The organism is Streptomyces sp. NPDC002787, from assembly GCF_053592095.1.
On the sequence record NZ_JBSFVC010000009.1, the window covers coordinates 223,983 to 243,103 of the forward strand.

The 19,121-nt window shown below is 71.2% G+C and carries 17 protein-coding genes and 2 pseudogenes; 15 read left to right on the forward strand and 4 right to left on the reverse strand.

Annotated elements, in window-relative coordinates:
- The first annotated feature begins 1,118 nt into the window (after window positions 1-1,118).
- From ACWD26_RS15080 to ACWD26_RS15095, 4 genes and pseudogenes are all read left to right on the forward strand, one after another.
- The gene (locus ACWD26_RS15080; RefSeq protein ID WP_451269975.1) at window positions 1,119-1,919 is read left to right on the forward strand and encodes an ABC transporter permease; all 801 of its coding nucleotides are present in this window, start codon (window positions 1,119-1,121) and stop codon (window positions 1,917-1,919) included.
- Complete coding sequence (locus ACWD26_RS15085) at window positions 1,912-2,820, forward strand: ABC transporter permease (protein WP_451269977.1); 909 nt, start codon at window positions 1,912-1,914, stop codon at window positions 2,818-2,820. Before ACWD26_RS15080 ends, ACWD26_RS15085 begins: the two co-directional genes overlap by 8 nt.
- Before the next feature lie 2 nt (window positions 2,821-2,822).
- Window positions 2,823-3,887, forward strand: a complete 1,065-nt coding sequence (locus ACWD26_RS15090; RefSeq protein ID WP_451269979.1) for an ABC transporter ATP-binding protein — start codon at window positions 2,823-2,825, stop codon at window positions 3,885-3,887.
- Window positions 3,888-3,921: 34 nt separating this feature from the next.
- Window positions 3,922-4,769: pseudogene (locus ACWD26_RS15095) on the forward strand (DUF1707 SHOCT-like domain-containing protein).
- Between the two features lie 174 nt (window positions 4,770-4,943).
- On the opposite strand, the gene ACWD26_RS15100 reads toward ACWD26_RS15095, so the two are convergent.
- Entirely contained in the window at window positions 4,944-6,269 is a 1,326-nt protein-coding gene (locus ACWD26_RS15100; protein WP_451269981.1) for an SGNH/GDSL hydrolase family protein, read from the reverse strand.
- 236 nt (window positions 6,270-6,505) lie between these two features.
- Here ACWD26_RS15100 and ACWD26_RS15105 point away from each other — a divergent pair, with 236 nt between their 5' ends.
- From ACWD26_RS15105 to ACWD26_RS15120, 4 genes are all read left to right on the forward strand, one after another.
- Window positions 6,506-7,849 carry a DUF445 domain-containing protein gene (locus tag ACWD26_RS15105; RefSeq protein ID WP_451269983.1) on the forward strand — a complete coding sequence of 448 codons (1,344 nt, stop codon included), beginning with the start codon at window positions 6,506-6,508 and terminating at the stop codon, window positions 7,847-7,849.
- A gap of 212 nt (window positions 7,850-8,061) precedes the next feature.
- Window positions 8,062-9,492: an MFS transporter gene (locus ACWD26_RS15110; RefSeq protein ID WP_451269985.1), complete on the forward strand. Its 1,431-nt coding sequence runs from the start codon at window positions 8,062-8,064 to the stop codon at window positions 9,490-9,492.
- Window positions 9,493-9,720: 228 nt separating this feature from the next.
- Complete coding sequence (locus ACWD26_RS15115) at window positions 9,721-10,176, forward strand: hypothetical protein (protein ID WP_451269986.1); 456 nt, start codon at window positions 9,721-9,723, stop codon at window positions 10,174-10,176.
- A gap of 60 nt (window positions 10,177-10,236) precedes the next feature.
- A complete protein-coding gene (locus tag ACWD26_RS15120) occupies window positions 10,237-10,605 on the forward strand; it encodes an Mth938-like domain-containing protein (RefSeq protein WP_451269988.1) in 369 nt (122 codons plus the stop codon).
- A gap of 43 nt (window positions 10,606-10,648) precedes the next feature.
- On the opposite strand, the gene ACWD26_RS15125 is transcribed toward ACWD26_RS15120, so the two are convergent.
- Together ACWD26_RS15125 and ACWD26_RS15130 are read right to left on the reverse strand one after the other, a co-directional pair.
- Entirely contained in the window at window positions 10,649-11,149 is a 501-nt protein-coding gene (locus tag ACWD26_RS15125) for a levansucrase (RefSeq protein WP_451269990.1), read from the reverse strand.
- Between the two features lie 37 nt (window positions 11,150-11,186).
- Window positions 11,187-11,678, reverse strand: coding sequence for a DUF2269 family protein (locus tag ACWD26_RS15130; RefSeq protein ID WP_451269992.1), 492 nt, complete (start codon window positions 11,676-11,678; stop codon window positions 11,187-11,189).
- A 287-nt stretch (window positions 11,679-11,965) separates the two neighbouring features.
- Between ACWD26_RS15130 and ACWD26_RS15135 the strand changes: the two genes are divergently transcribed.
- Complete coding sequence (locus ACWD26_RS15135) at window positions 11,966-12,931, forward strand: GlxA family transcriptional regulator (RefSeq protein WP_451269994.1); 966 nt, start codon at window positions 11,966-11,968, stop codon at window positions 12,929-12,931.
- A gap of 100 nt (window positions 12,932-13,031) precedes the next feature.
- Here ACWD26_RS15135 and ACWD26_RS15140 read toward each other — a convergent pair whose 3' ends face one another.
- Window positions 13,032-13,334 carry a hypothetical protein gene (locus tag ACWD26_RS15140; protein WP_451269996.1) on the reverse strand — a complete coding sequence of 101 codons (303 nt, stop codon included), beginning with the start codon at window positions 13,332-13,334 and terminating at the stop codon, window positions 13,032-13,034.
- Between the two features lie 166 nt (window positions 13,335-13,500).
- Between ACWD26_RS15140 and ACWD26_RS15145 the strand changes: the two genes are divergently transcribed.
- From ACWD26_RS15145 to ACWD26_RS15170, 6 genes and pseudogenes are all read left to right on the forward strand, one after another.
- A complete protein-coding gene (locus ACWD26_RS15145; protein ID WP_451270109.1) occupies window positions 13,501-13,923 on the forward strand; it encodes an Hsp20/alpha crystallin family protein in 423 nt (140 codons plus the stop codon).
- Between the two features lie 278 nt (window positions 13,924-14,201).
- The gene (locus ACWD26_RS15150; protein WP_451269998.1) at window positions 14,202-15,032 is read left to right on the forward strand and encodes an alpha/beta fold hydrolase; all 831 of its coding nucleotides are present in this window, start codon (window positions 14,202-14,204) and stop codon (window positions 15,030-15,032) included.
- 250 nt (window positions 15,033-15,282) lie between these two features.
- On the forward strand, window positions 15,283-16,839 hold the full coding sequence (locus ACWD26_RS15155) for a hypothetical protein (RefSeq protein ID WP_451270000.1): 1,557 nt from the start codon (window positions 15,283-15,285) through the stop codon (window positions 16,837-16,839).
- A 116-nt stretch (window positions 16,840-16,955) separates the two neighbouring features.
- Window positions 16,956-18,131: a winged helix DNA-binding domain-containing protein gene (locus tag ACWD26_RS15160; RefSeq protein WP_451270002.1), complete on the forward strand. Its 1,176-nt coding sequence runs from the start codon at window positions 16,956-16,958 to the stop codon at window positions 18,129-18,131.
- 99 nt (window positions 18,132-18,230) lie between these two features.
- A complete protein-coding gene (locus tag ACWD26_RS15165; protein ID WP_451270004.1) occupies window positions 18,231-18,515 on the forward strand; it encodes a putative quinol monooxygenase in 285 nt (94 codons plus the stop codon).
- A 44-nt stretch (window positions 18,516-18,559) separates the two neighbouring features.
- Window positions 18,560-19,090 (forward strand): annotated as a pseudogene (locus tag ACWD26_RS15170) (ATP-binding protein); the annotation flags it as partial.
- Window positions 19,091-19,121 lie beyond the last annotated feature (31 nt).

Below are 19,121 nucleotides of genomic sequence, written 5' to 3' on the forward strand. Positions count from 1 at the left end.
CGGAGGCGGTGCCGGGCCTGCCGTCCGGCTTTCCGCCGAGTGCCGAGCCGGGCTTTCCGGCGGACGTCCCGTCGGGCCTTCCGCCGGGTGCCGCGCTGGAGTTACTGCCGGACGCCGCGCCGGGCCTGCCGTCCGGCTTCCCGCCGGGCGCCGCACCGGGCGTCCCGTCGGGCCGGCCACCGGCCGCCGTCCCGCCCCGGCCGCCGCCAAGCGTCCCGCCGGACGCCGAACCGGCACCCCCGCTGGACGTCGCGCCAGGATTCGCACCGGGATGCCTGTCGGGCTTCCCGCCAGGCGTCGCCCCGGGCTGCCCGCCGAGTGCCGTGCCGGGCTTCCCGCCGGGCGCCGCGTCGGGCCTGCCGCCGGCTGCCCCAGCGGTCCGTCCGCCGGATGCCGCGTCGGGCCTGCCGCCGGGCGCCCTGTCAGGCCTCCCGCCGGACGCCGCGCCAGGATTCGCACCGGGCGTCGCACCGGAGCGCCTTTCGGGCCTGCCGCCAGGATTCGCACCGGCCGCCGCCCCGCCCCGGCCGCCGCCAAGCGCCTCGCCGGACCCCGAGCCGGCGCCCCTGCCGGACCCCGAACCGGCGCCCCCGCTGGACCCCGCCCCGGCGCCCTTGCCGGAGGCCGAACCGGCGCCCCCGCTGGACCCCGCCCCGGCGCCCCCGCTGGACCCCGAACCGGCGCCCCCCTCGGGCGGCGTGTCGGCCCTGCCGTCGGTTGTTTCCTCGGCGGCGTTGTCGCCGGACCCCGGAGTTGTGCCCGGAGCTCGGGGCTCCGGGTCTCTCGGTGCCCAGCCCGGGCCGTTCCGCTTCGGCTGCGGCTCGTCGCTCATCGTGCTGCCGTGCTCCTGTTTTCGCGTCGTACGTTCATTTCTGTACGGCCTCGTACGCTTTGCGCCCGCTCCGGGCCGGTTCTGCACCCCTGAGTAAAGACTCTCGTACCGTTCGATCCGTTCCCGGATCCCGGCACGCGCCCCGCACACCCCACAAGCACCACCATCCGCCCCGAAAACGCCTGGCAGGCCGATTCGGCCGCGGACTAGGCTTCTTCGCTTCGGCCCGAATCGGTCTCGGCCTCGGCCTTTCGCCTAACTCTTCGCAGCGGATGGGGGTTTCCTCGTGGGCACAGGGCGGTTGTACGCCGCCGTCGCCGCCGGTGGTTTCAGGCGGTACGCGACATATCGGGTGGCCACCGCGGCTGGGGTGTTCACCAACACCGTCTTCGGCTTCATCCTCGCATACACCTACATGGCCCTCTGGCACGAGAAGCCCCACCTCGGCGGCTACGACCAGGCGCAGGCCCTCACCTATGTCTGGGTCGGCCAGGCCATGTTCGCCGTGATGGTGCTGGGCAGCGTGGGGTTCGAGGAGGAGTTGATCGAGCGGATCCGCACCGGGGACATCGCCGTCGACCTGTACCGCCCCGTCGACCTCCAGCTGTGGTGGCTCGCCGCGGACATGGGCCGCGCTCTGTTCCAGCTGCTCGGACGCGGTGTCGTCCCCATGGTGTGCGGCGCCCTCTTCTTCGACCTGGCCCTGCCCTCCGGCCCACTGCACTGGCTCGCCTGTCTCGTCGCGGTCGCCCTCGGCGCCCTCGTCAGCTTCGCGATCCGTTACATCGTCGCCCTGTGGGCCTTCTGGCTCCTCGACGGCGCGGGAGCGATGCAGATCACCTGGCTCACCGGTGTCTTCTTCTCCGGGATGCTCCTCCCCCTCAACGTCTTCCCCGGCGCACTCGGCGACCTCGCCCGCGTCCTGCCCTGGTCCGCGCTGCTCCAGGCCCCCGCGGACGTCCTGTTGGGCGAGGCCGACCCCTGGGGGACGTACGCCTTCCAGCTCGCCTGGGCGGTGGTGCTGCTCGCGGTCGGGCGGCTGATCCAGTCGGCGGCGACACGGAAGGTGGTGGTCCAGGGTGGCTGACCTCGACGAGCGCGCGACCACGAGAGCCAAGGACGAGACCCCGTTCGGCGAGTACGAGGACGAGAACCCGTTCGGCGAGTACGGCGTGGTCGACCGCGTGCGGGACGGTCTGCGCGCCTACCGCATGATCGCCGCCATGTGGATCCGCTCCACGATGGCCTACCGCGCCTCCTTCGCCATGACGACCTTCGGGAACTTCGCGGCGACCTCCTTCGACTTCGTCGCGATCCTGCTGATGTTCTCCCAGGTCGACGAACTCGGCGGCTTCTCCCTGCCCGAGATCGCCCTCCTGTACGGCACCTCAGCCGTCGCCTTCGGCCTCGCCGACCTGATGATCGGCTCGATGGACCGGCTCGGGCGGCGCGTGCGCGACGGCACGCTCGACACCCTCCTCGTGCGTCCGGTGCCTGTCCTCGCCCAGGTCGCCGCCGACAAGTTCGCGCTGCGCCGCCTCGGCCGCGTCACCCAGGGCCTGTTCGTCCTCGGATACGCCCTCGCCACGCTCGACATCACCTGGACACCGGCCAAGGTGCTGATGATCCCGCTGATGGTCGGCAGCGGCGGGCTGATCTTCGCGGCGGTGTTCGTCGGGGGCGCGGCCTTCCAGTTCGTCGCGCAGGACGCCTCCGAGGTGCAGAACGCCTTCACGTACGGCGGCGCGACCCTCCTGCAGTACCCGCCCGCCCTCTTCGCCAAGGACCTGTTGCGCGGTGTGACCTTCGTCCTGCCGCTCGCCTTCGTCAACTGGGTGCCCGGGTTGTACGTCCTGGGCCGCCCCTACCCGCTCGACCTGCCGGTCTGGCTGGCCTTCGCACCCCCGCTGGTCGGCGTGGCCTGCTGTGCGCTGGCGGGGGTCGCTTGGCGGGCGGGGCTGCGTTCGTATCGGAGTACAGGGAGTTAAACGTGGCAGACAGTGCGTCCAGCTCGTCCGGTGCACCCAATTCGTCCGGTGCATCCAGTGCGTTCATCGAACTCGACCGGCTCGAGAAGGTTTTCGACGTCCGCAAGAAGACCGGGTTCCTGCGCCGGGAACGGCGCGAGGTGCGGGCGGTCGACTCGATCTCCTTCACCGTGGCGAGAGGAGAGATGGTCGGGTACATCGGCCCGAACGGCGCCGGGAAGTCGACCACGATCAAGATGCTGACGGGCATCCTGACCCCGAGCGGGGGCCGGCTGCGGGTCGCCGGCATCGACCCGTCCCGTGAACGGACGCGCCTCGCCCGCCGCATCGGGGTGGTGTTCGGGCAGCGCACGACGCTCTGGTGGGACCTCCCCCTCATCGACTCCTACCGGCTGATGCACCGTATGTACCGCATCCCCGACGCCCGTTACCGCGAGAACCTCGACCGCTGTGTCGAACTACTCGAACTGGGCGACCTGTTGGACGTGCCCGTACGGCAGCTCTCGCTCGGCCAGCGCATGCGCGGGGACATCGCGGCGGCGCTGCTGCACGACCCCGAGGTGCTGTACCTGGACGAGCCGACGATCGGACTCGACGTCATCAGCAAGGCGAAGGTCCGTGAGTTCCTCAAGGACCTCAACACCGAGCAGGGCACGACCGTGCTTCTCACCACGCACGACCTCCAGGACATCGAGCAGCTGTGCCGCCGGGTGATGGTCATCGACCACGGGCGCCTGATGTACGACGGGCCGCTGACCGGGCTGCACGAGGTCGGCGAGAGCGAGCGCACCCTCGTGGTCGACCTGGAGCGCGAGCTGCCGCCGATCGAGGCCGCGCCCGCCCGGGTCGTACGGGTCGAGGGGCCCCGGCAGTGGCTGGCGTTCCCGGCGGGGGAGTCGGCGGCCCCGCTGGTGGCGCGGATCGCGTCCGAGTATCCGCTGGTGGACCTCTCCGTGCGGGAGCCGGACATCGAGGCAGTGATCGCCCAGATGTACGCGCAGCAGGCGGAGCGTGTGGGGGAGAGAGCGGGGGAGGGGATGGGGGAGCCGGGGCAGGCCGTGTCGTAGCACGGCGCGGGGGGTTCCTCGTAGGCTGATTCGTATGACGGACGACCTGCCGGATCTTCCGGCCGCCGCGGATCTTCGGGCTTCCGACGCCGATCGTGAACGAGTCTCCGAGCAGTTGCGGGACGCCCTCGCGGAGAGGGGCGGCTCGACATGGAGGAGTTCGAGGAGCGGCTGGACGCGACGTACAAGGCGCGGACGTACAGGGAGTTGGCGCCGATCACCCGTGATCTGCCGGGTGCCGGGACCGTGGCGCCGCCGACCGTCGTGCCGCCCTCGCCCGTCTCGCTGGTCAAGGGGCCTGCGCTGGGCGCGAGTTGGCCCGAGCGGATCGTCGGCGGTGACGGTACGTCCACGTGGGGCGTGGCGGTCATGTCCGGGTTCGAGCGCAAGGGGCACTGGACCGTGCCCAAGCGGTTCGACTGCTTCGCGTTCTGGGGCGGCGGGGAACTGGACCTGCGGGGCGCGAACTTCGCGGAGCGCGAGGTCACCATCAACTGCGTGGCGATCATGGGCGGGATCAATGTGATCGTGCCGCCCGGGGTCGAGGTCGTCGTCCGGGGCATCGGCGTCATGGGCGGCTTCGACCACAGCGAGGAGGGCGTGCCGGGTGACCCCGTGGCACCACGCGTGATCATCACCGGCTTCGCCTTCTGGGGCGGCGTCGGCGTCGAACGCAAGGTGCCGAAGGCGGAACGCCAGCGGTTGAAGGAGGTCCGGCGGCAGGAGCGGCTGGAACGGCGGGAGGCGCGGCGGGAGCTGCACGCGTCCCATCGCGATCACATGCACGAGATGCATGACGCGCATCGCGACGCGATGGAACAGGTGCGGGATGCGATGCGGTCGGAGCGGGAGCGGGAGCGGCGGCGGAAGCGGGAGCACTAGGCCGGGGTGCGATGCCGGGTGCGGGTGCGTCGTGGTTGCTCGCGCAGTTCCCCGCGCCCCTTAAAAGATGCGCCGTTCCCCGCGCCCCTGAAGGATGCGCAGTTCCCCGCGCCCCTAAAAGATGCGCTGTTCCCCGCGCCCAAAAAGTGCGCAGCTCCCCGCGCCCCCGAAGGGCTACAGCTCCGCCGGTGCCGCGCCCTTCAGTTTCTCCAGGTCGAAGACCTCGGCCATGCGTTCGTAGCCCTTGTCGCTCGGGTGGAGGTGGTCGCCCGAGTCGTAGTCGGGGCGGAGGCGGCGGGGGGCGTAGGGGTCGCGCAGGGCTTTGTCGAAGTCGACGTAGGCGTCGAAGACGTCGCCGGAGCGGATCTGGGCGTTGACGGCCTGGCGGACGGATTCCCGCTGGTCGGAGTAGCCCCGGTGGCCGTGGAAGGGCATGAGGGTGGCGCCGACGACGCGCAGGCCCCGGGCGTGGGCGCGGTCGACGAGCTGGCGGAGGCCCGCGGTGATGGCGTCGGGGTCGGCCCGGCCGGGGTTCCTGAGGATGTCGTTGACGCCGAGGTCGATGACGACGGCCTTGACGCCCGTACGGCCGAGGACGTCGCGCTGGAAGCGGGCGAGGCCGCTGGGGTTCTCGGCGGGGCGGCCGTTGCCGTCGGTGAGGACCCGGTTTCCGCTGATGCCCTCGTTGACGACGCTGTAGCGGGGCGCCTCGGAGGTGCCGGCGGCGGCGCGGAGACGGTCGGAGAGGACGTCCGTCCAGCGCCGGTTCTCGCCGACGGTGGAGGTGACCCCGTCGGTGAGCGAGTCGCCGAGGGCCACGACCGTGCCCTCCGACTCGTTGCTCAGCACATCCAGCGCGGTGACGTACCGCCAGTGCAGTGACTGGGTGGTGTACGGCTCCCCGGTGACGTCCGCCGCCTGGTCGCCCTCGGCGGTGTACGAGATCTGCCGGGCGTGCGCGTGGTAGGTCGCGGGGCCGGAGGCGGTGGGGGAGTACGTGGTGATGAGGACGTCGCTGTCGTGCGGGATCGCCACCCGTACGGCGTCACTCACCACCTGCTGGCCTGCCGCGACGACGACCGTCGGGTTGCCGGCGAAGGTGAGGCGGCGCATGGTGTCGGCCGCGGCGGCCGGGGTGTTCGTGGCGGCGGCGACCGCGAGCGAGGCGTGGGTGATGGTCAGCGGCTGATGGCCGTAGAGGTTGGACAGCGTGACGCGGGCACTCGTACCGGCGGCGGCGGTGTGGACGACGTTGCGGACCGAGCGGCCGGCGAAGCCGTTCGTCTCGGTGCCCGGCTCCGCCCCGCTCGGCGAGGTCGCCCAGGCGCCGACCCAGACGCCCGTGGAGGCGGGGGCGGCGCTGTTGCGGGGCGCGCGGGCGAAGGTCTCCTGCTGCTGGGCACTGTCGTCGATGCCGACGCCGACGTATATGGCGGCGGAGATCGCCACGATCAGGGCGGCCATGGCAGCCAGAAGTGCATAACCGTGATGCCTGGTCATGCGGTGTGTTACTCCTCGGGCAAGGGAGCCCGAGGCTCCGATGTGATCACCCCATGATGCGCCATGGGATGGGGGCGGCTTGTGAGAACCCCCATCGGTTCCCCCGCCCGGACAGACGCGGGGAACTCCTGTTCCGTTCCAGGAGTAGGTCTGAGTAGATCTATGGAGTACGTCACCAAGTGTTCGAGAGCCGAAGAACGGACAATGTGTACGGGGGACAGGAACGGGTGGAGTGAATGGACCGTACGAAAGCGGAAGAGGCGGCGGACGCGGCGGACGCGGCAGGGGCCGCCGAGCCGCGCGTCTCGCACCGCACCATGACCACCTTCAGCGCCGCCGACGAGGAGAAACAGCGGGGCGTCCGGCAGATGAAGCTCATCGCCGCCGGGCTGCTGCTCTTCGTGGCGGTGGTGTACGTGCTGGCCAAGTGGGCCTCGCACGAGGGTGCGGGCGCCTGGGCCGGCTATGTCGCGGCGGCGGCCGAGGCGGGCATGGTGGGTGCGCTGGCGGACTGGTTCGCCGTGACCGCGCTGTTCCGGCATCCGCTGGGGCTGCCCATCCCGCACACCGCGATCATCCCCACCAAGAAGGATCAACTAGGCGTCTCGCTCGGTGAGTTCGTCGGCGAGAACTTCCTCTCCCAGGACGTCGTACGGCAGCGGCTGCGGGCCGTCGGCATCGGCAGCCGGCTCGGCGCGTGGCTCGCCGAGCCGCAGAACGCCGACCGGGTGACGGCCGAGCTGGCGACCGCGCTGCGGGGCGCGCTGACCGTCCTGCGCGACTCGGACGTCCAGGCCGTGGTCGGGGAGGCGATCACCCGGCGGGCGAACGCCCAGGAGATAGCGCCCGGCATCGGCAAGATGCTGGAGAGGGTCGTCGCCGACGGCGGTCACCGGCGGGCCGTCGACCTGATCTGTGCCCGCGCCCAGAACTGGCTGATCCTCCACGACGAGCAGGTCATGGACGCGGTCGAGGGCGGCGCCCCCGGCTGGACCCCCCGGTTCGTCGACCGGCGGATCGGCGAGCGGGTCTACAAGGAGCTGCTCCGTTTCGTCACCGAGATGCGCGACTCGCCCACCCATCCGGCCCGCGGCGCCCTCGACCGCTTCCTCACCGACTTCGCCGTCGACCTCCAGTCCGACACGGACACCCGGGCGAGGGTGGAGCGGCTGAAGGGCGAGGTGCTCGGCCGGGGCGAGGTCCAGGACCTCATCGCCTCCGCCTGGACGGCCGTACGGTCGATGATCGTGTCCGCCGCCGAGGACGAGCGCAGTGAGCTGCGGCTGCGGGTGCGGGCCTCCCTGCTGTCGCTGGGCACGCGGCTGGCGACCGAGCCGAGCGCGCAGGCCAAGGTGGACAAGTGGCTGGAGGGCGCGGCCGTGCATGTCGTCACCACCTACCGCGCGGAGATCACCTCCCTCATCACCGAGACCGTCGCGAGCTGGGACCCCGAGCACACCACGAAGAAGATCGAGGCGAACATCGGCCGTGACCTGCAGTTCATCCGGATCAACGGCACGGTCGTCGGTTCGCTGGCGGGGCTGCTGATCTACACGGTCTCCCGGGCGCTGGGAGCGTAGGCGCCACGGGTGCCCTTCTGACCGCGGGGCGTGATCCCTGCTCGGGAGGGCACTCGGGTCCGGTTCGCTCGAAGTGGAGGGAGCCGCAGCCCATGTCCGCCAGCACCTCGAAGTCCTCGGAATCCCCTGGATCTCCGGAATCCCCTGGATCTCCGGGAGCCCTTGGATCCCCGCGATCCCCGGAAGCCCCTGGATCTCCGGGATCATCCAACGTGATCACCACCGCCGTTCCGGCGCGCCTGGACCGTCTGCCCTGGTCGCGCTGGCACTGGACGATCGTGATCGGCCTCGGCACCGTGTGGATCCTCGACGGTCTGGAGGTGACCGTCGTCGGCAACATCGCGGGACGGCTCTCCGAGGAAGGCAGCGGTCTGCCGATCACCTCCGCGCAGGTCACGGGCATAGCGGCCGCTCTGTACGTCGCGGGCGCCTGTACGGGCGCCCTCTTCTTCGGCCGGATGACCGACCGGTTCGGCCGCAAGAAGCTGTTCATGGTGACGCTGGCGGTCTATCTGGCGGCGACCGCGCTGACGGCCGTCTCCTTCTCCTCCTGGTGGTTCTTCCTCTTCCGCTTCCTCACCGGCTTCGGCATCGGCGGCGAGTACGCGGCCATCAACTCCGCGATCGACGAGCTGATCCCCTCCAAGTACCGGGGCCGCGTCGACATCGTCATCAACGGCAGTTTCTGGCTCGGCGCGATCGGCGGTTCGCTGCTGTCGATCGTCGCGCTGAACACGGACCTCTTCCCGGCGAACGTCGGCTGGCGGCTGACCTTCGCCCTCGGTGTGGTGCTGGGCCTGGTGATCCTGCTGGTCCGCCGCAACGTCCCCGAGAGCCCCCGCTGGCTGCTGATCCACGGGAAGGAACAGGAGGCGGAACGGCTGGTGGGGGAGGTGGAGGAGCAGGTCGAGGCCGAGCAGGGCCGCCCCCTGCCGGCGGCCGGCCGCGAGATGACCATCCACCAGCGCAAGAGCGTCGGCTTCGGCATGATCGCCCGTACGGTCTTCTCCCAGTACCGCCGCCGCGCCGTCCTCGGCTTCTCCCTCTTCATCGGCCAGGCCTTCCTCTACAACGCGATCACCTTCGGCTTCGGCGCGATCCTGACCACGTTCTACGACGTCCCGACCTCCGACACCGGCTACTACTTCGCCGTCATCGCCGCCGGCAACCTCCTCGGCCCGCTCCTGCTGGGCAAGCTGTTCGACACGGTCGGCCGCAAGATCATGATCTCGTCGACCTATCTGCTGTCGGGTGTGCTGCTTTTCGGCACGGCCTGGCTGTTCGACCGGGGTTCGCTGGACGAGGTGACGCTGACGGCCTGCTGGTGCGTGGTGCTGTTCTTCGCGTCGGCCGGAGCGAGCAGCGCCTACCTGACCGTCTCGGAGGTCTTCCCCATGGAGACCCGGGCCATGGCCATCGCCTTCTTCTACGCCATCGGCACCGCCGCCGGCGGTATCAGCGGCCCGCTGATCTTCGCCGAGCTGACGAAGTCCGGCGTCGTCGCCGACACCGTCCTCGCCTTCCAGATCGGCGCGGGCCTGATGTGCGCGGCGGGCCTCGTCGCGGCCTTCCTCGCGGTACGCGCGGAGCGCCGCTCCCTGGAGGACATCGCGGAGCCGCTGTCGGCGAGGGCGACGCCCTGAAGGGGCGCGGGGAACCGCGCGACCAGCCACGACGGCGCCGCGGACGATCGAGGGTGTCGGCACCGACGGGCACCGGGGGCACTGATGGGCGCCGGGTGGCCGGGGGCGCCGCGGAGAGCGGTCGTTTCGACCGCCACACCACGCGGCGCCCCCGCGTGAGTACGCGTACCGCCCGTTGAGTACGCGTACTCATGGTGGCCCGCCGCCGCCCCCGGAACCCTCGTACGCATGACCGAGAAGCTGCTCCGCCCCCTGCGCACGCGCCCCTGGCCGGAACGCTGGCTGACCCGCCTGCTCGGCGCCGCCCTCGCCGCGGCCGCGTACCGCCTCTGTCTCCCGTGGGACCTGCGCAACCGCCCCGAGCTGGAGGGCTCCCTCACGGAGACGACCCCCGTGACCGTCACCGGCGTAGTGATCCTGGCCCTCGTCCTGCTGCTCCTCGCCGCGTACTTCGGACACCGGGACGCCCTCGCCTGGCCCCTGCTCCTCGTCGCCGTCCCGCCCTCCGCCCTGATGTACGTCTCCTTCCACACACACCCCGAGCCCCTGGACGCCTCCGTCTGGCCCCTGTCCTGGGCCTTCTTCACCCTGGTACTCGGCGCGTGGGTGCTGGTGACGGCGTCGGTGGCGCGGGGCTTCAGGACGGAGACGGCTGACGAGGAGTGGCTGATCAAGAGCGGTTGAACGGGGGCTGGTGGGGCCTGGCAGACTGATCGCCTTCGCGCGACGACGACGGGGGACCCGATGGAGACATCGCCGCTGATCAGACACGTCTCATGGGGGCGTATGGAGGTCGAAGGGCTCACGGCCGGCAAGGATTTCGTGCTGTACCCCGGGGGAGGGCACGCCTGGGACTGGGACCAGCACGGCACCCGGCACGATCCGGGTATCCAGCCGGCGGACGTACGCGAACTCCTCGACCGCGGCTGCGCGGTCGTCGTCCTCAGCCAGGGCATGGACCGGCGGCTGAAGACCATGCCGGAGACGCTGCGGCTGCTCGAGGAGGCGGGCGTCCCCGTGCACGTCGAGGAGACGAGGGAGGCCGTCGACCTCTACAACCGGCTGGCCACCGAGGGCGAGCCCGTCGGCGGCCTGTTCCACTCGACGTGCTGAGCGCTTCCCGCCGTGCCCGGTCGGCTCGGCACCCGGCCACCGCTCAGCCGTAGAAGTACCGCCGGGCCTTGTCCTCGAAGTACGAGGAGTAGGCGAGGCCGATGGCCGGGGTGCCGCGGTACGAGCCGACGTACTGCTGGGTGCTGTCGACCACGACGGGCCGGGCCATGCAGGCCCACTTGTTGCGCTGCTGGGCCTCGGCCCACCGTACGGCCGCCGGGTCCACCCGGTCGCTCACCAGCACGGGGAACGCGGCGATGCCCGTCTGGATCCCGACCGGCAGACCCCCCTTCGTCTTCTTCGCGTACGTCAGCACCTGGTCGGTGAAGGTCTCGATGGTCGGGATGGTTATCTCCTGGACCGCCGCCGCCACCGTGAACAGGTGCAGCTTCGTCGCCATCCAGCTCCACCTGAAGTCCGCCCGGCGCCCGACGAGCACCGGCACCCCGGCCCACTCCTCCCACCACGTACGGCATTCGTCGGCGGCGAGACGTGCGGCCACGGAGGCGAGGTAGGCCTGGGAAGGCGACTGCTGTGCGTACATGGCCGGATCATGCACCCGCGCGGGCGCCGCTGGGAAGTCAGGCCCCCGTGGTCGAACCGGGCCGGACGATCATCAGGACCGTGACCGTCGCCCACAGCAGGTTGAACACACCGGTGAACATGGCGAGTCGGGCCGTGACCCTGGGGCTGACGGCCGTGGTCCTCAGGTCGGTTCCGCCCGTGCCGCCGGCGCCGAGCCCCTCCAGGATCTCCTCCTGCCGGGGCAGTACGAGGGCCAGCAGGACCATCGCCGCGAGGGCGGTCAGCAGCATCGACACGATCAGCCAGGCGTCCTTGAGCACGCCCATGCTCATCGCCGTGGCGAACCCGAGCACGGGCACGGCGATGCCGACGCCGCCGTAGACCCGGCAGATCCGGTGCAGCAGCCGTACGGCCGACACCGCCTGCTCGCTCTCGGGTTCGGCCAGCGCCTTGCGCGCGCTCGGCGGGAACATGCTGGCCGCGACGGTGATGGGCCCGACGGCGATGATCGCGGCGAGGACGTGGAGGGAGAGGAGAAACTTGCTCACGGTGGGACGGTAGGGCGCGGAGCGATCGCGAAGAAGTGGCGGGATTGCCACACTCCAACGGATTCTCGCCAGCATTCTCGTCGGCCTTCTCACCAGCCCGCTGGCCAGGCTTTCTCACCGGCCCGATCACCAGGCCTTCTGCTCAGCCCTCGCGGGGCCTTCGCCGAGCTCCAGCCCGGCCTGGACCGGCGGAAGGCCGGGCCGAGCGGCAGCCGGGTCGGGCCGGGAGCGTCCGCCGTCCCCCTCCGCCGCTTGGCGGGAACCCGGCGCAGCCCTACGCTCCCGCCATGCACACCGTGGCCGTACTGGCGCTCGACGACGTGATCCCCTTCGACATGTCCGCCCCCATCGACACCTTCGGCTGGGCGCGGCTGCCGGACGGGCGGGAGGCGTACCGGGTGCGGGTCTGCTCGCCGGCGGGGGACGGGGAGGTGAAGGCGGGGCCGTTCAGCGTGCGGGCGCCGTACGGGCTGGAGGCGCTGGCCGAGGCGGACACGATCATCCTGCCGGGGACGGCCGACCCGACGGTCCCGCTGCCGCCCGGGGTGACGGAGGCACTCCACGCGGCGGCGGCGAGCGGCACCCGGATCGCCTCGATCTGTGTCGGCGCGTTCATCTTCGCGGCGACGGGCCTGCTGGACGGCCTGCGCGCCACGACCCACTGGATCGCGGCCCCCGACCTGGCGGCCCTCCACCCGAAGGTGACCGTCGACCCGAACGTCCTCTACGTCGACAACGGCCAGTTCCTGACCTCGGCGGGCGCCGCCGCGGCCATGGACATGTGCCTGCACATGATCCGCAAGGACCACGGCTCGGCGGTCGCCGCGTTCACCGCCCGGATGTGTGTCATGCCCCTCGAACGCGAGGGCGGCCAGTCCCAGTTCATCGTCCAGGACCAGCCCCCGGCCCCCGCCGGCGCCACCATGGAACCCCTCCTGCGCTGGCTGGAGGAGAACGTGGAGAACGACCTGACCCTGGACGACATCGCCCTCCAGGCCGGCACCAGCACCCGCACTTTGAACCGCCGCTTCCGCGAGCAGACGGGCACGACCCCGCTGCAGTGGCTCCACCGCGCCAGGGTCCGCCGAGCCCAGTACCTCCTGGAGTCCACGGACCACACGGTCGAACGCATCGCCACCCAGGCGGGCTTCGGCTCCCCCACGGCCTTCCGGGACCGCTTCAAGAGGGTGGTGGGGACCAGCCCGTACGCCTACCGGCGCGCTTTCAGGGGGGACCAGGTGCCGCAGCCCTAGGGGCGCGGGGACCTGTGCGGGGACCTGCACGGGGAACTGCGCGAGCAACCACCGACGCCCGCACGACGACCCGCACTCCCCGACCGGACGACGGAACCTCCTATCCCTTCCGGTCGGCCACCACCCAGGACGCCACCGCGACGACCCCCGCCACCCCGAACACCGCAGGCCAGGCCCCCACCTTCTTCGCCAAGGGATGCGATCCCGCGAACGCTGCCACATACCCCGCGGTCAGCGCCCCCGCGGCCCTGCCCCCGGCGTCCTTCTGCCACCGCTGAGCCGCCACGGCCCCGGCGGCGGCCAGCACCGCCCCGCCCAACGGCCGCTTCTTCGTCCAGCGAGCCACCCCGTACCCACCGATGAGCCCGCTCGCGGCCACTGCCGCGGTAGGAACCTTCACCATCGTCGCCTCCTGACCGTGCCGATCGATGATCGAGGCTAACCCCCGAGCAGGGCGAACGACCGAACCTGAGTCTGGGGTTGTCAAGTTTCCTCCTCCGAGCTATATAAGAAGCCGTAGGAATTCACAGGGCATCGCACCCAGTGCCACACGAGAGGAGTGACCCGTGATGCTCATGCGTACCGACCCCTTCCGCGAATTCGACCGACTCGCGCAGCAGGTGTTCGGTTCCGACAGCCGCCCCGCCGCCATGCCGATGGACGCCTACCGGTCCGGGGACGACTTCATCGTCCACTTCGACCTCCCGGGCGTGGACCCGGAGACCATCGACCTGGACGTCGAGCGCAACGTCCTGAACGTCCGCGCCGAGCGCCGCTCCCCGGCCCCCGAGAGTGCCGAACTGGTCGCCGCCGAGCGCCCCACGGGCGTGTTCAGCCGCCAGCTGTTCCTCGGCGACACCCTCGACGCCGAGCGCGTCGACGCCTCGTACGAGTCCGGTGTCCTGACCCTGCGCATCCCGATCGCGGAGAAGGCCAAGCCGCGCAAGATCCAGATCAGCGGCGGTGCCACGCGGAGGCAGATCGACCGCTGACCCGGGCTATCAGCTCCTGGTCAGCCCCGGACCAGGAGCTGATCAGAAGCTGATCAGGAACTGATCAGGAGCCGACCGGAGAGCGAACTGTTCGGGGCGCCCACGAGCCCGTCACCCTGGGGCATTTGGCGGCCAGGGAGGCGGGCTCGTGGGCAACTTCAACGGCCGGTTCAACACGTCGAGCGGGCGAGGGATGTTGCTGGAGGAGTCCGACCTGCCGGCCGGCCAGATCGCCGCGCACTGGGGAGCGATGGGCGACCGGCTGACACCATCGGCGGATGGCCTCCTCCTCCACGACCACCGGCGTTCTCACGACTCCGGACGGCGTCCGCCTCGCCTACCGCGACCATGCCGGGGAGCAGGGCTCCGCTCACACGCTCCTCCTCCTGCACGGCCTCGCCGGCCACATGGGGGAGTGGGACCACCTGCTGCCGCTGCTCTTGGCGGACGGCCACCGCGTGGTGACGTACGACGCCCGGGGTCACGGCGCGAGCACCCGCCGCCCGCCGGACATGAGCCGGGCGGCCTGTGTACGGGACGCGGTGACGGTGATCCAGAGCCTTGGGTCGGGCGCCGATCAGAGGCAGGTGCCGCTGACCCTCGTCGGCCAGTCCCTGGGCGGCCACACGGCCTTCCTCGCCGGGGCCGCCCACCCGGAACTGTTCCACTCCCTGATCCTGATCGAGGCGGGCCCGGGCACCCCCGACCCCACGCTCCCCACCCAGATCGCGGCCTGGATTGACAGCTGGCCCACCCCCTTCCCCTTTCCCTCCCGGGCAGCCGACTTCTTCGGTCACCCGAGCTGGTCCCACAACCTCGAACGCCGCCCCGACGGCTGGCACCCCCGGGCGGACCGCGCCACGATGCTCGCCGCGATCGAGGAGTTGGCCGAGACGTCGTACGAGGCCGAGTGGGCCGTCACCACCTGCCCCGCCCTGGTCGTACGCGGCGCGCGCGGCACCATGCCGGCGGCCGACGCTGCCAGGATGCCGAGCTGCCGGGCGCCAGAACCGATCTCGCCGTCATCGAGGACGCGGCCCACGACGTACACCTCGACCAGCCGCAGGATCTGCACGCGGCGATGGTCGACTTCATCAACTCCCTTGTGACCAACGGTAGTTGAACCACTAGTAGATGTGACCCGCGTCACTGGCGGGGCGTGAGGGAAGTGGTCCGCCGTACCCCCGTAGGCCTGGCATGCTCATGCATGGCTACTGGGGGGTAACTGCTGTGCGCGCGCTGTCATGGGGACAGCTGTGTCGCCATGGCCTGCCCTCCTCCGCCGGATGACATCCGCCAGGTGTCATCTCTCAACCCTCCTGAAGCGCACCCCCATTCACCGCTCCCGAGGACTCACGCGTGCACAAGCTCAGAAGAAACGCCCTGGTTTCGGCCCTGTCGGCGATCACCGTCGCGACCCTGCTGGCCACCGGCTGCTCCACCAACTCCTCCACCGACTCCTCCTCCACCGCCGACAAGGCTGCGGCCACGACGGCCGAGACCCCCGGGGCGGTCGAGGAACAACTCGCCGTCGTGTCCGCCCCGACCGGCGGAGCCACCCCCACCGCCGTGGCCGACGCGGACGCGGCCGACCAGGGGAAGGCCAGGAAGTCCACGCTCAAGGTCGCGTCGTACGACAAGGAGAGCGGCCGGGCGGTCATCACCGCACCGTCGTCCGTTCCGGGCGCCGAGCCGTCGGCGACCGAGTCGAAGACGGCCTCCCCGGACCCGGACCCGGACTCAGACCCGACCCCGACCCCGGACTCGGACGGGAACGGGAACGGGAACGGGAACGGGGACAAGGACGAGGACGGGGGTGGGAACGCGCGTGGTGACAAGAAGGCCGCCGTGGCCGTCGGCGACGTCATAGCCAGCGCCCCCGCCCCCGGCGCCCCCGACGGCGTGCTGGCCAAGGTGACGGAGGTCGTCGGCACCGCGGAGGACGGCGGTACGACGGTCCAGACGGAGCCCGCCAAGCTCAACTCGGTCCTGGGCGAGAGCGAGGCCGACGGTACGGTCCCCGTCGACCCGTCCACCACGGAGGTCGACCCGCTCGTCCAGGGCGTGAAGGTCTCCTGGGCGAAGACCGGTGACCTCACCTTCGGCCCCGAGGGCGCGAAGCTCCCGCTCGGCAGCCTGCGGATCGACGTGGGCGCCGCCGTGGAGACCGCCCCGGGCGCCCCCGCCTCGGCCGCCGCGTCGGTCGAGGGCTTCGTGCAACTCGCCCCCGAGGTCGCCTTCTCGTACGACGGTTCCGGGGCCGGGACGGGCTCCTCGCCCGGCGGCGCGTTCCTGGGCCTGACCGGCGACTGGGCCTCGCAGTGGTCGCTGAAGGGCCGCGCGGCCGGCTCGACCGACGGCAAGCCGGTCCGAATCCCCTTCGCCGAGCTGCACGCCGACCCCGTGATCCAGGTCGGCCCGGTCCCGATCGTCGTCAACCTGGACCTCGTCTGCTACTTCCAGGTGGACGCCGACGGCCGCGTCACGGTCGACGTAGAGCAGGACCTCAAGGGCGACTTCCGCGTCGGCGGCAACTTCACCTGGGCCAAGGGCTGGACCGGCGTGAGCGAGTCCGACATGACGGGCGAGCCCCTGAAGACGGCCGTCACGGCTGTCGGCGACGTCAAGGCCGCGATGGGCGCGGAGGCGACGGTCGGCCTCTACGGCACGGTCGGCGTCACCGCCGACGTCGCCCCGTACCTGCGGGCGGAGGCCGACGCGTCGGCCGAGGGCTCGGCGGACGGCACGGGTTCGGCGAAGGGCTCCTGGGCCCTGTACGGCGGCATCGACCTCACCGGCACGCTCAACCTCCAGCTCTCCATCTTCGGCACCCCGATCTTCCAGACGAAGATCCCGCTGGGCGCCCTGCACGAGGAGTGGCTGCTGACGAAGGGCGAGGCGGCGACGACGACGTAGCAAGCCACGCCCCGCACCGAACAGGCCTTGCCCCACCGCGCGTGGGGCGGGGCCTGTGTCCGTCCCCGACCGAGGCCTCCGCGACGGTCGGCCCACCGAGCCGAGAGAATCGCGTCATGGGGACCCAGAAGCTCACCGCCCGCGCTCTCAACCGCGCCACTCTCGCCCGCCAACTCCTCCTCGCCCGCGAGCCGTTGGACGTGACCGAGGCGATACGACGCGTCGTGGCCCTGCAGGCGCAGCAGCCGGCCTCCCCGTACATCGCCCTGTGGAACCGCGTAGCCCCCTTCGACCCGACGACCCTGGACGCGGCGCTGACCGACCACCGCCTGGTCAGAGCGACCCTGATGCGGATCACCGTCCACACCGTGCACGCCGACGACTACACCCCCTTCCGCGAGGCGATGGAGCCCACGCTCCGAGGCTCCCGCCTCGGCGACCCCCGCTTCCGGGCCTCCGGCCTGACCGCGTCCGACGCCGACGCCTTCCTCCCGCCCCTGCTGAAGTACGCCGACGGCCACCCGCGCACGGCCGCCGAACTCAGGACCTGGCTGGAGGAACACCTCAGCACCACCACCCCGGACGCCGCCGCACACCGCATGCTCCGCCACTACGCGCCCCTGTGGCACGCCCCCACCGGCGGCCCCTGGTCCTTCGACACCCGCCAGTCGTACGTGGCGGCCTCCCCCCGACCGGCCCTCACCGACCCGGACGCGGCCGACAACGGCCTGAGCACTCTGCTCCGCCGCTACCTCCAGGGCTTCGGCCCGGCGACGGTGGCGGACATGGCCCAGTTCGCGCTGATCCAGCAGGGCCGGATCAAGGCGGCACTGAAGCCCCTGTCCCTGTCCGAAGAACTCGAAACACTCCGGGCCCCCGACGGCAAGCAGCTCCTGTACGACCTCCCGGGCGCCCCCCGCCCACCGGAGGACGCCCCCGCCCCACCCCGCCTGATGGCCATGTGGGACAGCACCCTCCTCGCCTACGCCGACCGCGGCCGCTTCCTCCCTCCCGAGTACCGCAAGTACGTGACCCGCATGAACGGCGACGTACTCCCGACGATCCTGGTGGACGGCTACGTGGCGGGCGTATGGCGCCCTGTCGCCGACGCGATCGAGGCCACGGCCTTCCATCCCCTGCCCGAGGAGACCTGGACCGCCCTGGCGGCGGAGGCGGCGGCCCTCGTGACCTTCCTGGCCACCCGCGACCCGGCCCCCTACCGCCGCTACGACCACTGGTGGACCAAGCCCCTGCCACCCACGTCGGAAACCCGCCTGCTGCCAGGTGCGTGACCTGTTGCCGGCCGGCCCGATGAGTCTCGGCCCCCGTACGGGTCTCAGGTGGGGAGAGCAGTTCGACCATGCCCACTGGGGCCCTTGAGGAGGACAACCGTGATCATCGTGGCCGGCAAGCTGTACGTCGATCCCGACACCCGCGACGCCTATCTGGCCGGATGCGCCCACGTGGTCGAGCAGGCGAGGGCCACCGCGGGCTGCCTCGACTTCGCACTGACCGCGGACCCGATCGAGCCGGACCGCATCAACGTGTACGAGCGCTGGCAGTCGGACACCGAGCTCACGAACTTCCGCGACGCGGGCCCCGAGCCGGAGCAGACGGCCGCGATCCGGAACGCGGACGTGAGCAAGTACCGCATCTCAGCGGTGGAAGCGCCGTAGGAGGCCAGGACGTAAAGGATCTCGATCCGCCAGATCCGCTAGCCATTACACACGTCGGTCATGGCACTCCGGCCACACTCGCGGTCTCGATGAGTGGCACGCACCTGCGCATCGAGGTCCACGACCCTGACACGCGTGCCCTACCCACGCTCATGGCCGCGGATTCCGACTCGGAGAGCGGGCGCGGCATGACCCTCGTCGATGCCGTGGCCGACCGCTGGGGCGTTCAATTCCGCAGTGGTCGGAAGGTCACCTGGTGTGAGTTGGCCACGGGGGTCATGTCACCGATCGGTCATGCGGATGGCCCTGGCGTTTCGCGCGCCGAGACGCTGCTCGACGTCTACGCCACGACGAAGTCGCCGCCCGGTTCGACCCTCGACAACAGGCTGAGCACGACCACGGCCGAAGAATCGGTGATCGGCGTGATCACAGACTTCCTGCACTGGCTTCGGGCACACGGCAGAGATCCGGACGAGGTTCTGGACCACGCCCAGACCCGGTTCGAGTCGCAGGTCCGGGAAACCGCAGCGACACCGCGCTCAGCCCGGAACCGGCCGGCAAAGCGGCGGAACTGACGGATGGGGCGCGGCGCTGCGTCGCGGGACC